Below are 14,992 nucleotides of genomic sequence, written 5' to 3'. Positions count from 1 at the left end.
GGGTCAAGTTCAACAATCTCGGGCTCACCGGATTAATTAACTGTGACAGTGTCAATATCAACAGTTAATTTGTCTAGTTGAGCCTGTACCTCTGAAGACATCTCAGCCTGGTAACGTCCGCCTAAATGTTCAGCTAAAAACTTCTCTAATGCAGCTGTCATGGCCAGTGAGTTGATCTCCTTACGGAAACCATGGCCTTCATCCGGGGCAATCAGATATTCCACGGGTCGGCCTAAATCTCGTAATGCGGCCACAATTTGGTCTGACTCCGCTTGCTTAACTCGGGGATCGTTGGCTCCCTGAACCACCATCAGCGGGGCCTGAATTTGGTCGGCGGAAAACAGGGGTGACTGGGCTTCTAGACGGGTGCGATCGCTCGGATCATCTGGATCTCCCAGCCGCAGAGCAAAGGTAGCCTTCATCGATTCCCAATAGGGGGGAATTGACTTGAGCAAGGTAATCAGGTTCGATGGCCCCACATTGGATACGCCAACGGCATAGATATCTGGTGTAAATGCCAAACCAGCTAGGGTGGCATAGCCTCCATAGGAGCCACCAAAAATTCCCACACGCTCGGGATCGGCAATCCCTGCATCAATCAGATACTGCACGCCATCCGTCAGGTCATGCTGCATTGCACCCGTGCCCCATTCGTTGTTACCGGCATTGAGAAAGGCTTTACCATAGCCAGTAGACCCTCGAAAGTTGGGTTGGAGAACGGCGTAGCCACGATTAGCGAGAAACTGGGTAAACGGCCTGTACCCCCACATATCTCGTCCCCAAGGTCCACCGTGGGGCATGACAATCACCGGTAGCTTGACTGGGTTTACCCCCTGGGGCAGGGTCAGATAGGCTGGAATCTCTAGACCATCACGGGCTGTATAGCGGATCGGCTGCATGGTGGCCAAATGTTGCCTGGGCAGCTCTGGCCGATCATCGTAGAGTTTTTCCAGGGTTTGAGTACTACGATCAAATAGATAAGTAGACCCAGGATTCACATCGCTCCGGGTTCTAATCAACGCAAAGCGATCATCGATAGTAAGGGATTGCAACACAATATCAACGTCGGGCAGTTGTTGTTTCAGAAAGGCTAGATCAGCCGCTATCTTGTCGTTTTGAGGATAGATGCGGATGCGATCGCCAACATAGGAGGTAGCAATCAACTCATCAGTCGCTTCTGAAAACACTGCACGGCCAAAATCCACCTGGTTTTCAGGATCAACTTCCACGACCTGACTCTGCTGGCTTTCGAGATTAAGCAGCTTTAACTGCATTAAATTCCCATCCCGATTGCTGATCAGATACACCCGTTGGCCATCTTTATGAAAGCGAATGGGGACACAGGTTTCTTCAATTCGACAGGTGTAAACAGGTGTTAATCCATCTTGTTGCACCGCCAGAATCTCATGCCCCCCTTCCAGGGTTTGGCGATAGCCGATGCGCACATTACCGTCTAAATCGGTTGTCCAGAGGGCAATATTCTCGTCATTTTGAATCAGCAGCGTCCGCTCCCCTGTTGTCAAATCCAAACGATAGACATCATGAAACTGGGGATTGCGTTCGTTAAGACCGATAATGATGTGGTTCGGAGTCCGTTTAGGAACGCTATAGATCATGGCCGTAATCCCCTCTACAGGGGTTAAATCGCGGGTTACCGGGCTAGTCTCACCTAAAGATTTAGCTTCAACCGCATAAATGTGAAAATTCTCATTGCCCCCTTTATCCTGGCCGTAGAGAATGTAACGACCATCGGCGCTCCAAAAGTAAATCATGATCGGGCTTTCAGCATCAGCCGTGACTGGACGAGCAGCTTCCATCGGTTCATCGATGCCCTTAACCCACACATTGATCACGCCGTCTAGAGGTTTTTGAAAGGCCAGAAACTGACCGTCGGGGGAAAGCTGGGCACCTGTAATCTCTGGATCGCCAAAGAATAGTTCCCGCTGAAGTAACGGTGCTACAGCGGTCTGACTCTCAGCAGCGCTAGCAGTTTTTGCCGTTAGGGGTAGCGGTGGATTGCCAAGGCTAAAACCCATCAAACTAATAGACATCATCAAACCTGCACCAAATTGAAATTGTTTCATGATAAACCGTATCCTCTGAAAAGTTGCTTATAATTCAATATTAAACAGGCCATTTCAAACTGACTATAGCGAAAGGTCATATGGATACATGACGTTTGTCATGGAAATTTATCCATAAGTTTCATAAGCTGTAGAAGCAGTCATAAGCATTAGGTAAGCTGATGTCAGCTCGGACAACTCCTCAGGTTTCCACCATTAATCCTTCAATTCCCAAAATCCTGCGTTATGTGGAATGGGCATGTTTGGTGATGGTGACCCTGATACTGCTGTTTTTCATCCTGAATAAATCATTGTCCTATGAGGCCAAGGGCGGTGACTACCTAATAAACTTCTTCGTATTGGGAGTTTTGGCCATTCTGAGCTTCTTCTTTCCAATCCGTCGCCCCATGTGGCAGCGACGAGCCTATATCTTTGCCGAAATTGCCTGTCTGTTGCTGACACGTATCTTTAGTCATGTAGGTCTGGATCTCCTTCTCTTTCTATACTTCGCCAAAAGCTGTTTTCTGTTGCGTCGTCGGGACGTGATCATCACGGTTGTTTTAGCCGGTATTGCCTGGCATGTAGGTTTTGCGTGGCAGTTAACGAATGATGTACTAACTGATCTCTCAAAACCGATTGCAGAGCAGCAAGCTCGCTTAGAAAAAAACCTACAAACCTTTCAAGAGGCTCCCCAAGTATTTCTTGCGGGTATTGTTCTCAATAACCTTGTGAACTATATTTCCCTGAGCGTACCGATTATTCTGCTCTGTTTAACCTTGGTGGCTGAGTACAGGAGTCGTCAGCGAGCAATCGCCTTGACCCAGGAAGTTGAATTGCTAGCCGCAGATTTAGAACGCACCCGCATTGCTCGCGATATTCATGATTCATTGGGGCATACTTTGACCTCCCTTGATGTGCAGCTAGAATTAGCACAACGACTCTACGAACGAAACTCTAATCAGCTTCAACCAGCGTTAGAGACGGCCAAACTGCTGGCCAGCCAATCCTTACAAGAAGTGCGTCGGGCAGTGACCACCATGCGAGAAGAGACCTTTGATCTCAATAAGGCGCTGCCACAGCTGCTGGAATCTTTTACATCCAACCCCTCCATAAAGGTTAAAAGCAAAATAGATTTGCCCCAGCTGCCGTTACAAACCAATCATCAGCTTTACTGTGTGGTTAAGGAAGGATTGGAAAATATCCGCAAACACAGTCAAGCCCAGGTTATTCACCTCCGGGGATATGCTTCTGCTGATGCGGTTATCCTTGAACTAAAGGACGACGGTATGGGCTTTGATATTGCTAAACCCACCCAGGGTTTTGGCCTCAGGGGTATGCAGGAGAGAGTTCAGCTGATAAGTGGATCGATACAATTAGATAGCACACCGGGACAAGGCACCTGTATTCAGATTAGGATACCACGATGATTCGACTTCTATTGGCTGATGACCAACCCATCTTTCGGCAGGGACTGGCGGCACTGTTGTCCCTAGAGGATGATCTCGAGGTGGTGGGTGAAGCCAATCACGGTGAAGAAGCCATTGCCCTCACCCAGAGGTTACAGCCTGATATTATCTTGATGGATGTGCGGATGCCCATCTGCGATGGTGTGCAAGCAACCCGAGAAATCCATACCCGCTACCCCTGGATTCGGATTCTAGTCTTAACCACCTTTGACAATGATGACTATGTGTTCCAGTCTCTTCAGGCTGGGGCCTTGGGATATTTGCTTAAAAGCACTCCAGCCCCTAAGGTGGCAGCGGCCATTCGCAGTTTGCATCAGGGATACAGCCAATTAGGTCCTACCATCGCTCCGAAGGTGTTTTCTCAACTGAATAATACCCAACCTGAACGGGAAAAAACAGATTATCATGCTCAATTCAATCAGCGGGAACTAGAGATCCTGAAGCTGTTGGGACAAGGTAAAAGCAATCGAGAAATTGCAGCCGCCCTTAATCTGACCGAAGGCACGATTAAAAATCATCTAACTAATATTTTCTGTGAGTTGGATGTTCGCGATCGCACCCAGGCTGCCCTCTGGGCCCATCAGCATCTTTAATGTGCATGAGATTAAACTATTTTATCACTATTTTATCTGGGAAATCATCATAGCAGAGCTTTTTTGGTAAAAACTAAACTGCAAGAACCAACCCACCGGAGGATTACCTGAGTTCGATGTAATAAAAATAGCAATAATTCCGGAATTTTTACAAAAATTTTTACAAATATTTTCTAAATAAAAATATCAGCATTTATAGGAATCGAAGTATAGATTAGGACGTTAAATGAACAGCAAAATTAACTATCAATACGAAAATTGTCGATTGCGATCGCACCCAACTGTTTCAGAGTTGCTTTCTGTGCCTCAGTTAATCCTGTCACTCCAGTGATATTCATGGCTTCGTAGAGTCTCGGAGCTCTGAGAATTTTCAGGCACTTGCCCGTCTTAGTGTCCCAAAGCCTCACGGTTTGGTCTTGAGAGCCACTAGCTATAATTTGACCATCCCCACTAAAGGCAACAGAAGAGACCAGATGAGTATGTCCGATGCAAGTGTGGCGGCATTCCCCTGTCGAAACATCCCACACCTTGACAGTTTGGTCGTGAGAGCCGCTAGCGATAGTGTTGCCATCGGGACTGAATGCCACGGAAAAGACCCAATTGTTGTGTCCGCGTAATAGTTTAGAGCATTGACCCGTACTCAAATCCCAGAGGCGTACCGTTTCGTCTGTACTACAACTGGCCAGGATAGTATCCTTAGGACTGAAAGTGACGGATTTGACCCGATTACCATGTCCCTGTAACGTTTTCAAGCATTCCCCTGTGCTGACATCCCACAGCCTCACCGTTTGGTCTGTATTGCTACTCGCCAAGGTTTTACCATCACTACTGAAAGCTACTGACCAGATCTGATTCGTATGTCCTTCCAAAGTACTGACGCAGTGACCAGTAACCTGATCCCAAAGCCTCACCGTTTGGTCAGCACTGCCACTGGCTAGGGTGTTCCCATCACCGCTGAAAGTGACCGAATAGATCCAATCAGTATGTCCGTGCAAAATCTTTAAGCATTTTCCCGTCTTGATATCCCACAGCCTGATTGTTTCGTCTCTACTGCTACTAGCTACGGTTTGACCGTCACTACTAAAGGCCACTGAACACACGTGAGCAGTATGTCCGTGCAAAATACTGATACAGCGATCGCTATGATAATCCCATAGTCTGACTGTATTATCGTTACTGCCACTAGCCAAGGTTTTACCATCAGGACTGAAAGCCACTGGAAATACCCAATCAGTATTTCCCTGCCAAGTTTTCAAGCATTGACCAGTGCCCCAATCCCAAAGTCTGACAGTTTGATCTAAACTCACACAGACTAGGGTATTACCTTGAGGGCTAAACGCCACAGAAAAGATCTGATTAGTATGACCATGCAAGGTTTTCAGGCAAATACCAGTGTGGTAATCCCATAACCTGACAGTATGGTCGCCACTACCAGTAGCTAGGGTTTTGCCGTCAGTGCTAAAAGCCACTGAGTAGACTCCACTACTATGTCCGGTGTGAGTACTAACACAGCTACCAGTGCTAGCATCCCACAGTCTGACAGTGTGGTCATTACTGCCACTAGCTAGGGTTTTGCCATCAGTGCTAAAAGCAACTGAGCGTACTCCACTGGTATGTCCAGTACAAGTTCTAACCCAACTACCAGTGCTAGCATCCCAGAGTCTGACAGTGTGGTCATCACTGCCACTGGCTAGGGTGTTGCCATCAGTACTAAACGCCACTGATCTCACACAACCGGTATGTCCAGTAAAGGTGTTAAGGCATTGACCCGTGTCACCATCCCAGAGTATTAAGGTGTTGTCGCTACTACCACTAATCAGGGTATTACCTTGAGGATTAAAAGCAACTGAGAACACTTGATTAGTATGTCCAGTACAAGTTTGCAAGCAGCTGCCATCACTGACTTGCCATAACTTGACGGTATGGTCAGCACTACTACTGGCTAAGGTTTTACCATCCCCACTAAACGCAACAGAGCGTACCCAATTAGTGTGACCCTCACAGATTACCAGTAGTTTACCAGTTTGCACATGCCATAGGCGAATCTCAAAATTTGTATCAGAGATTGCCAACATCCTCCCATCTGGACTAAATGCTGCCGATAACATATTCCCTAGGGTTTCAGTAAACACTGAGCCAGCCAAGTCACAGCCAGCGAAATTGACATTATGTAATGTCAGTCCCTGTAGGTTGGCTTGCCAAACTGTCAGACCAGAAAAGTCATAGCCGTTTAAATCAATCTGTAATTGAGTAAGTAAATTAATAGTATTACCACTGACATATCCCATCTGGAGAGTAGATTTTTTAACCCCAGGAGTCGGGGCGCGCAGCTTTGAGAGGATTTCCAGGAGATGATTTTCCAGCTGTTTTGTAGAACCAAAACTAGACAGTAACTTCTCAATAATCGGTTCTAGAATCAGACAGACTTGAGCATCCCGAACATAGTCAGGGGCGCTGGCTTTGACTAGGCAGTGAGTGCGGAAGATAGCGATATTTTGACTAATAATCTCTTCAGGAATCTGCTTGATGAGTCGATTAATCATGTATTCCATGACTACAGGTTGTTGGGTAAACCCAGTTGAAGTTTTCTCAATCAATGACCGCCGTTGTAGAGACCCTACAGCTTCTAAAATATCCGTAGCGCATAGGTAGCATACAAAGTCTTCTTGCAGTTCTTCAAGAGAAATGGGTTCCCGATTGATAGCTAGCCAGTACATCAGTTCCTTTTCTGTAGGGGTGAGGCGCTGAAAGTGCCGATCTAGTAAATCCCGAATATCATCAAAAATGAATGAGCCTTCCTTTAAAAAATCCAGAAACTGAGCAATATTGCTATCAAAAAAGTCTCTGACTGCACAGGCTACCATCTTTAAGGCTAAAGGATTTCCGGCATAACGCTCAATTAGAGTCATCCATTGGCTGTCATCGCCAATAAAATTTCCCTTTTCCTTAAAGATTTCCTGTCCGTGGGTTTCTGGTAAACCTTTGAGTGGGAAGCAGCGAACGGGTAAGGCTTCCCCCTCCAGAAGGGTCAAGTCTTGAGGTGCCTCCCGGGAGGTCATCACTAGGCAGCTGTTGTGGGAGGTTTCCCCAATAGTTCTGAGCAGCTCACCGTATCCAGCGTATCCCTCTCGATAGCCACCAGTGCGAGAACCACTTTCGAGGATCGATTCGGTATTATCAAGAACCAGCAGGCAACGGGCCGTCTGTAAATACTGAATCAATCGCAAAATTTTGCCATCCACAGAGGAAGGTAAATTCGTTTCCTGCTGCACAGACAGAAATTGAATCATGTCTGCCAGGACTTCCTCTAGGGGCGGAGCATTGCGTAGACTGCGCCAAATCACAAACTCAAATTTATCCTGTAGCAGATGGGCTAACTTCACAGCCAAGGTGGTTTTGCCAATTCCCCCCATCCCTAGAAGTGCCACCAGGCAGCAGTTGTCCTGTAGAATCCATTCCTGTAGGGTATTCAGTTCCTGCATCCGACCGTAGAAACTCCTCGGTTCTGGAGCTCCACCCCAATCAAGATGTCCAATTCCAGCCACAGCAGTTGTCGATAGCGCTGTTAGCTCCATCTGATCTATCTCAAACTGGTCTATCTCAAACTGATCCGGCTCAACTACCTTTTCCCAATGAACGCCTACAGCACTACAAATGGCCATGAAGGTGTCAGTACGAATTGACTGTCTCCTCCAAAACCGGTTTAAGGTTGCCTTAGAGGTAAATGCGCTAGTATACCAAGCTACCGCTGTTTTGTTCCATCTTTTCTGACGTCTAGCTTGGTCTACTAATTTAAGTCCTGATTCAGATGCTCGCACGGAATTCATCATAAGTCCACTCTCTTGCTTTGCTTAACCCCCAATCCATAAGGTAGATCGCTATGGCACCATCCCTAATCCAGCCATCACTATACCTAAATCTTTAATCTATGGGTGAGCAAAAAGCCGCGCAATGTATAAATGTTATCGAAAGTTATGGAATTAGTTAGGCAAGGTTAACTAAGAGGGAATCTGAGGTAAAAATGAGAAAAATCTGAGAAACACAGCATAACTGAAACCACTGAGACAAAAACTGAGACAAACCTGTTTAAATTCTATGCTAGCAGAACTGGTTGTAAAGCTACAGTTCCCTACTTCCGACTCCCGACTCCCGACTCCCGACTCCCGACTCCCGACTCCCGACTCCCTGATCCGAAGTGCCCTTTGCTACATGAGTTATCCTGTTAAGTTCAACCTGAGCCAAATCTGAGAAATTCCTGAGATTACTCAAAAAAAAACCAGACAACTCACCTGAGTTTCAGTTACTAAGACAAAAACTGAGGCAAAAACTGAGACTTTCGCTTTGTGAGTGTCAGGCACGATAGAAATATCGAGATTGAGCTAAGTGCCATGAAACACTAAAAGTTAGTTTTCCAACACTTAGTTCGATAGGAATCTAAGATTTTGGAAAACACCACATCATGTAATCGAGTCAAAAGGAGTCTCTTATGTCTCTTGGTAAAAATTATCGTTTGGCAAGAATTCTCAAAGGATTAGACAACTATTTTATAGTTCCAATTGACCATGGGTTTACACTAGGTCCGGTTAATGGTCTGGCAAAAGTTCATCAATTTATCAGATCGTTACCGGAGAAAACCATTAGTGCAATTGTTGCTCATCAAGGGATCGCTCGGGCAATCCATCCAGGTTTAATTCAGAAAGATATATCGTTAATTTTGCATCTTTCTGGATCAACGAGTCTATCTCCCGATCCATCTTCCAAACATCTAGTCAGTAGTGTTGAACAAGCCATTAAGCTTGGTGCAGATGGAGTTTCAATTCACGTTAATCTTGGGGCCAACGATGAATACCGTATGCTCAAAGATTTCAGCGAAATATCAGCAGCCTGTCATCAATGGGGTATGCCATTGCTAGCAATGGTTTATGCACGAGGAGAAAAGATTAAAAATGAGTACGATGCAGATGCGATCGCTCACTCAACCAGATTGGCCTGGGAGCTAGGAGCAGATATTGTCAAGGTCAACTACACTGGCGATGTTCAATCCTTCAGACAAGTTGTTAATGCCGTTGACATCCCTGTTATCGTTGCCGGAGGAGCAAAGAGTAATGCAGATAGCTCGATCTTATCGATGATCAAAGATGCCATCAGGGCTGGCGGTAAAGGCGTTGCTGTTGGTAGAAATATATTTCAACACAGTAATCCCTCATTCATTTCTCAAGAAATTGCCAAAGTTATCACTAATCCCTATCAGTTTACTATCAAGGAGGTAGCGTAATGAAATTATCTTGGTTAGACCTCAGAAGCTTTAATGATGTTGACTATAAAGCGCTGTGTGGATCTCTAAACTCTGATATCAATGGAGTGGTAGTTGATTCATCAAGTCCAGTCATGGATTGTCATGACTCTGTCTCTCGCATTGCTTTTGTAGACAGCCCAGAAGAAGCGGACGGATGTATCGAAAAGGCCGATATAGTACTGTTTGATCATTCCTGGTATTCTGAAATAACTACTCAACCAGAAACGTACAAATCTCAAGCAGAAATCGGATTTTTTGTTCATGTGACCGATGACGAAACCTTACAAACTGCTTGTAAGATCGCTAGACAAGAAAAATGGGCTGTCATCTATTTTAAAGACCCCACAAAAATTCCTCTAGAGATTGTTTTAGCCTCAGCAGACAACACGGATGGGCAAATAATTACCGTTGTCAAAGATATTGAGGAAGCAGAAATTGTCCTGGGGGTCTTAGAAAAAGGGTCACATGGGGTCATGCTAACCCCTAACGGGATTATCGATGCCAGAGAGCTTGGGCAGCTGTGTCGTAAGGCCAACAATTTGGAAGTTTCACTGGAAGAACTTGAAGTAACAAAAATTTCCCATATTGGAATGGGAGAACGGGCTTGTGTAGATACTTGTTCTAACTTTGCCAAAGATGAAGGTATACTCATTGGTTCTTATTCCCAAGGAATGATTTTAGTTAGCAGCGAGACCCATCCACTGCCCTACATGCCAACTCGTCCTTTCCGAGTCAATGCTGGTGCTATACATTCTTATTTAGTGTCTAGTGTTAGTCAAACTAATTATCTTAGTGAGCTGAGTTCAGGACACAAAGTATTAGGGGTAAATTGTGATGGCAAGGCACGAGAAATAGTTGTAGGCAGGATGAAGATAGAAGTTCGTCCCCTACTCAGTATCGATGCAGTGTCTCAATCGGGAATTCCGGTAAATGTGATTGTTCAAGACGATTGGCATGTAAGAGTTCTTGGACCTGGTGGTAAAGTCCTGAATGTCACAGAATTGAAGCCTGGCGATAAGCTGCTTGGTCATACTGCGCCTAGTGGACGGCATGTTGGGCTTCCAGTAAAAGAGTCTTGTCTGGAAAAGTAAATAATATCATGTCCGGGAGTATCGATTACCAAAGAAACAACGACAAATAACACTATCGCCCACAACCGGACACGATATCACTTCCTTGGAAACAATCAACATGTATTAGCAAGTAAGAGGGGATTTAAGAATGAGTACATTACTTAGCTTAAATGACTATAAGCAAAACCAAAATAGGCAGAGTGAATCGACCTTAAGTTTTAGAGACAATAACTCAAGTAACCTTGAGGGAGAATCCTACTCTCAAGTTTGGGTTAAAGCCCCTGATATCCCTAACTCGATTCATTGTGAAGAAGCTCTTATTTTATGTCGGCAATCTGAGAATACCTGGCTAGCTTGGATTCCCGATTATGGTGAGATTATTTTGTCTGATAGTGAACTTGCAAATTTGATTTAAATTTTCAAAAATAATCGGCATTATCGGCATTACATTATCTGTTAGGTATTATAAATTATATTTCGACACGACTTTGGATTTAAGCTCATGAACATTAACCCAACTATTTTGCCATTGTACGAAAGAATTAAGTTATTCCTGTCTAAGAAATTAGGATGTGGTAACTTCCTCCATTACTCTGTTACTAATAACCATTATCGAAACAATGATTTTTTGTTTTTAGAAAAACCTTTTAAAACATTCACAGGAGAGACGATCAACAGTTTTAGTTTATCTTCCTTAAAAGATGTTGTTGATAACTATGCCTCTTGGTACAGGAAATCTGGTATTCGTGAGAATGATCCTGTTGCTATCTATTTAGACGATGGAATCGGTTACTTTATCCATTACTTAGCACTAAACAACCTCGGTGCTATTCCAGTTTTGGTAAACGGTCGTATGGATCCTGATATTGCTGCTGACTTTATCAGGCGTGTTGGTGCCATTGGTTTATATTCTGATCAGAAGCACCTCGATAGTATTAGTGGCTACGTCAAAACTAATGACTCATTAAAGTTTATTGCCACAGATGTCAACAATACAGCTGTTCAAAGCTCAGAGATAGAGCTTCCCCAGTGGTATCCATATTCTCCTACAGATTCTCATCCAATTATGATCTGTCATTCCTCTGGTACTACTGGAAAGCCTAAGCCAGTGATATTTGGGCATCAACAGTTTTTCTTTGGCAAACGAATTCGGCTGCTAAATTTCCCAGCTAGTCAATCCGATAAGTTTTTGTTTGCCTTACCTAGTTCACATTCAGCGGGAATTAGCTACTTTATGACAGTAACCTTACTGGGGTTACCCACTATGGTTTTGTCGGATTTATCTGGTAATAATGCTATTACTCAAGCTAAAAAACTTAAACCGACTATAGTAGCAGCTTTTCCACAAACCTATGCCGACATGGCTTCCCAGGCTTTAGAAAAAGACCAATTGAGTTCTGTAAAAATGTGGATTAATACGGGAGATGCTGCCCATGAAGCTCATATCAGGACTCTGGTAAATGCCGGGAATTCTAAATCAGTCTTTATTGATGGTCTAGGTGCTTCAGAACTCGGCATGGCTTTGTTTAATAAAGTCTCTAGTCGCCAGACAAGCTTGTATAATCGATATATGGGTAAGCCACGCAGTTTTGTAAAAGCTGTAGTATTAGATGAGGAGGGAAATCTACTGCCACCCTATCAGGTAGGTTTCCTGGGTATTAAATCTCCAACTATTACACCAGGCTATTGGAATGATTCTAACCGCACCCTCAAAAGTTATAAACAAGGGTACTGGATTAGTGGGGATTTGGCTTATTATGATCAGGATAATAAATTTTTTCACGTGGATCGTTCCGTTGATGCTATTCAGTGCGCTAGGGGCTTAGTCAATACGTTACCCATCGAGGAATTAATTTTGAAGAACAACTCAGCTGTTGCTGATTGTACAATAATTGGGGTTCCTAAGGAAAAAGGCTTCGATGGTTTGGTGGCTTTTATCAAGCTGAAAGCACAAGAAAGTATTAAAGCATCAGCTCTGATTACTGCTATCAATCATCAGCTATTGTATAACAATTTGGAACCATTGTCTTTCTTAGAAATTGTTAGTAATCTTCCTGTCGGTTCAACAGGAAAAGTCCTGAAAAGGAAGCTTCGCGAGCAATATCAGGATATCCTAATTTGTGCTGAGCATAACTTAGATAGTAAAGGGCTTTATGATTTTGCTTATGCACAGCTAACTAAAGTTCCAGTTAGGTCTTAGATTTTTTATAATTCACTGAACATTTTTTACTAAAATAAACTAGAAGGAGACTAGTCAATGGAAGCGGTTACTAAACAGCTGGTACCGGACAAACTACTGGAATTGGGGTTTGCTTTCTCGGCATCTAAGACATTCTTAAGTGCAGTGGAACTGGGAGTATTTACTGAACTGGCTCAGAGTTCTATGACTGCTGCTGAATTGACTGAAAAACTAGCACTTCATCCCCGTAGTGCGCGAGATTTTTTGGATGCACTAGTTGCCTTAAAAGTGTTAGAATTTTCTGATAACGGTTACAGTAACACTCCTGAAAGTGATTTGTTTCTTGACCGCTCCAAGCCTTCCTATATCGGTGGTTACCTAGAGATGTACAACAACCGTCTCTATCAATTTTGGGGTTCATTAACAGAAGGGTTACGGAGCGGTCAACCCCAGAATGAAGCCAAAAATGGAGAAGACTTTTTCGGCACCCTTTACAGGGACCCTGCCCGCCTAAAACTCTTTCTGGAAGCAATGTCTGGGGTCAGTATGGGAGTAGCTAAGGCGATCGCTGAAAAATTTCCCTGGGAGAACTTCCAGACTTTTATCGATATCGGTACCGCTCAAGGGCAGTTACCAGTAACCGTTGCCCTAAGTCACCATCATTTACAAGGAGGTGGGTTCGACTTGCCAGTGGTTCGCCCAATTTACGAGGAATATGTTGCTTCCAGAGGACTTAGCCAGCGATTACACTTCCATGGTGGTGACTTTTTCCAGGATATGCTGCCTAGTGCTGATGTTTTGGTGATGGGACAAATCCTCCATGACTGGAATCTAGAACAAAAGCACCTGTTAATTGCCAAAGCCTACGAAGCACTCCCGACCGGTGGTGCATTGATTGTTTACGACGCACTAATCGACGATGAGCGCTGCCAGAACAAGTTTGGGTTACTCATGAGCCTAAATATGCTGATCGAGACCTTTGGGGGTTTCGACTATACAGGAGCAGACTGCTGTGCTTGGATGGACAAAGTAGGATTCAAAGACACTTACACTAAACCTCTTGTAGGAGCTTACTCAATGGCAGTAGGCATCAAATAATCCAATTACAGGTTAGCAGGTTAGCAGGTTAGCAGGTTTAAGGTTATCAGGTTGAAGGTTAGCAGGTTATCAGGTTGAAGGTTAGCAGGTTAGCAGGTTATCAGGTTACAGGTTAGCAGGTTAGCAGGTTAGCAGGTTATCAGGTTATCAGCTGATCAGGTTAGAGTTTACAGGTTACAGGTTACTAGGTTACCAGGTTAAAGGTTATATTCTGAACCTTGGCCTTTCGGCCACGCTACGCGAACAACCTTCAACCTTCAACCTTCAACCTCCAACCTCCAACCTTCAACCTCCAACCTTCAACCTTCAACCTCCAACCTTCAACCTTCAACCTTCAACCTTCAACCTTCAACCTTCAACCTCCAATCAAACAGGCAAACAACCTTCAACTTAAGATGACGCATATTCTTCACATTGATGCGAGTCCCCGTGGCGATCGCTCTATTTCTCGGCAATTGTCTAATCGGTTTATTCAAACTTGGAAGTCTTTCTATCCAGACGACACTGTCAGCTATCGAGATTTAGGTCATAATCCTGTGCCCCATGTTGATGAAAAGTGGATTGCTGCAGCATTTTGTCCTCCCGAAAAACGCACTACTGAATTAGTAGAGGCAATTAAAGTATCAGATACTTTGGTGGATGAATTTTTAGCAGCCGATCGCTATGTTTTTGGCATTCCCATGTACAACTTCAATGTTCCATCTACCTTCAAAGCATATATCGATCAAATTTTTCGATTTAATCGCACCTTTACCTTTGACGAACCTGGTCAATATCGGGGCTTAGTTCCTAAGGGAAAGAAAATGCTAATTTTTACAGCTCGTGCCGGTACTTTCTCTCCAGGAAGCCCTATTGCTGATTACGATTATCAGGAACCTTTTTTACGGGCTATATTTGGAGTACTTGGCATTACAGATATCACGTTTATTCATGCCGAGAAACTAGATTTAGGGGAAGAAGCCCGTCAGCAATCTTTGGCCAATGCCCGTGCTGAGCTTGAGAAAGCAGTAGAAACCTGGTAAGGTCTCACGCATTTAAATTGTAAAGGTCGGCTGATGGGGAGATGGGGAGATGGGGAGATGGGGAGATGGGGAGATGGGGAGATGGGGAGAGGGTAGACCGGCTTTTTCAGAAGTGGATCGGACTGAAATTTAAATGGATATGGCGGTTTGTATAACTATCAGGTAGACAAGATTGTTTTCCCTCTTACCTCTTACCTCTTAC

11 protein-coding genes are annotated in these 14,992 nt (G+C 44.4%); 9 read left to right on the top strand and 2 right to left on the bottom strand.

The window, feature by feature from the left end; all coding sequences use genetic code 11:
• Positions 1-32: 32 nt before the first annotated feature.
• A complete protein-coding gene (locus F6K51_RS18475; protein WP_293022609.1) occupies positions 33-2,084 on the bottom strand; it encodes an alpha/beta fold hydrolase in 2,052 nt (683 codons plus the stop codon).
• A gap of 161 nt (positions 2,085-2,245) precedes the next feature.
• Between F6K51_RS18475 and F6K51_RS18470 the strand changes: the two genes are divergently transcribed.
• Entirely contained in the window at positions 2,246-3,490 is a 1,245-nt protein-coding gene (locus F6K51_RS18470; RefSeq protein ID WP_293022606.1) for a sensor histidine kinase, read from the top strand.
• Positions 3,487-4,122 (top strand): response regulator transcription factor, encoded by a 636-nt coding sequence (locus F6K51_RS18465; RefSeq protein WP_293022604.1) that lies wholly within the window; start codon positions 3,487-3,489, stop codon positions 4,120-4,122. The genes F6K51_RS18470 and F6K51_RS18465 overlap by 4 nt, the downstream gene beginning before the upstream one ends.
• 239 nt (positions 4,123-4,361) lie before the next feature.
• On the opposite strand, the gene F6K51_RS18460 is transcribed toward F6K51_RS18465, so the two are convergent.
• A complete protein-coding gene (locus F6K51_RS18460; RefSeq protein ID WP_293022602.1) occupies positions 4,362-7,952 on the bottom strand; it encodes an NB-ARC domain-containing protein in 3,591 nt (1,196 codons plus the stop codon).
• A gap of 265 nt (positions 7,953-8,217) precedes the next feature.
• On the opposite strand from F6K51_RS18460, the gene F6K51_RS18455 reads away from it, so the two are divergent.
• From F6K51_RS18455 to F6K51_RS18425, 7 genes are all read left to right on the top strand, one after another.
• Positions 8,218-8,370 (top strand): hypothetical protein, encoded by a 153-nt coding sequence (locus F6K51_RS18455; RefSeq protein ID WP_293022600.1) that lies wholly within the window; start codon positions 8,218-8,220, stop codon positions 8,368-8,370.
• A gap of 238 nt (positions 8,371-8,608) precedes the next feature.
• Entirely contained in the window at positions 8,609-9,397 is a 789-nt protein-coding gene (locus F6K51_RS18450) for a 2-amino-3,7-dideoxy-D-threo-hept-6-ulosonate synthase (protein ID WP_293022597.1), read from the top strand.
• On the top strand, positions 9,397-10,509 hold the full coding sequence (locus F6K51_RS18445; protein WP_293022594.1) for a 3-dehydroquinate synthase II family protein: 1,113 nt from the start codon (positions 9,397-9,399) through the stop codon (positions 10,507-10,509). The genes F6K51_RS18450 and F6K51_RS18445 overlap by 1 nt, the downstream gene beginning before the upstream one ends.
• Positions 10,510-10,639: 130 nt before the next feature.
• A complete protein-coding gene (locus tag F6K51_RS18440) occupies positions 10,640-10,906 on the top strand; it encodes a hypothetical protein (RefSeq protein ID WP_293022592.1) in 267 nt (88 codons plus the stop codon).
• An 87-nt stretch (positions 10,907-10,993) separates the two neighbouring features.
• Positions 10,994-12,691 carry a class I adenylate-forming enzyme family protein gene (locus F6K51_RS18435; RefSeq protein ID WP_293022590.1) on the top strand — a complete coding sequence of 566 codons (1,698 nt, stop codon included), beginning with the start codon at positions 10,994-10,996 and terminating at the stop codon, positions 12,689-12,691.
• 57 nt (positions 12,692-12,748) lie between these two features.
• Positions 12,749-13,768, top strand: a complete 1,020-nt coding sequence (locus F6K51_RS18430; RefSeq protein ID WP_293022587.1) for a methyltransferase — start codon at positions 12,749-12,751, stop codon at positions 13,766-13,768.
• 218 nt (positions 13,769-13,986) lie between these two features.
• A complete protein-coding gene (locus F6K51_RS18425) occupies positions 13,987-14,790 on the top strand; it encodes an FMN-dependent NADH-azoreductase (RefSeq protein WP_293022584.1) in 804 nt (267 codons plus the stop codon).
• Positions 14,791-14,992: the final 202 nt, after the last annotated feature.

Source organism: Moorena sp. SIO3I8 (assembly GCF_010692325.1).
Taxonomy (GTDB): domain Bacteria; phylum Cyanobacteriota; class Cyanobacteriia; order Cyanobacteriales; family Coleofasciculaceae; genus Moorena.
This window is presented reverse-complemented; position numbering and strand designations above follow the sequence as displayed.

Excerpts from the sequence above, each read along its gene's own strand:
- F6K51_RS18475 (WP_293022609.1), bottom strand. The coding sequence starts at position 2,084 with ATGAAACAATTTCAATTTGGTGCAGGTTTGATGATGTCTATTAGTTTG.
- F6K51_RS18470 (WP_293022606.1), top strand. The coding sequence starts at position 2,246 with ATGTCAGCTCGGACAACTCCTCAGGTTTCCACCATTAATCCTTCAATT.
- F6K51_RS18465 (WP_293022604.1), top strand. The coding sequence starts at position 3,487 with ATGATTCGACTTCTATTGGCTGATGACCAACCCATCTTTCGGCAGGGA.
- F6K51_RS18460 (WP_293022602.1), bottom strand. The coding sequence starts at position 7,952 with ATGATGAATTCCGTGCGAGCATCTGAATCAGGACTTAAATTAGTAGAC.
- F6K51_RS18455 (WP_293022600.1), top strand. The coding sequence starts at position 8,218 with ATGCTAGCAGAACTGGTTGTAAAGCTACAGTTCCCTACTTCCGACTCC.
- F6K51_RS18450 (WP_293022597.1), top strand. The coding sequence starts at position 8,609 with ATGTCTCTTGGTAAAAATTATCGTTTGGCAAGAATTCTCAAAGGATTA.
- F6K51_RS18445 (WP_293022594.1), top strand. The coding sequence starts at position 9,397 with ATGAAATTATCTTGGTTAGACCTCAGAAGCTTTAATGATGTTGACTAT.
- F6K51_RS18440 (WP_293022592.1), top strand. The coding sequence starts at position 10,640 with ATGAGTACATTACTTAGCTTAAATGACTATAAGCAAAACCAAAATAGG.
- F6K51_RS18435 (WP_293022590.1), top strand. The coding sequence starts at position 10,994 with ATGAACATTAACCCAACTATTTTGCCATTGTACGAAAGAATTAAGTTA.
- F6K51_RS18430 (WP_293022587.1), top strand. The coding sequence starts at position 12,749 with ATGGAAGCGGTTACTAAACAGCTGGTACCGGACAAACTACTGGAATTG.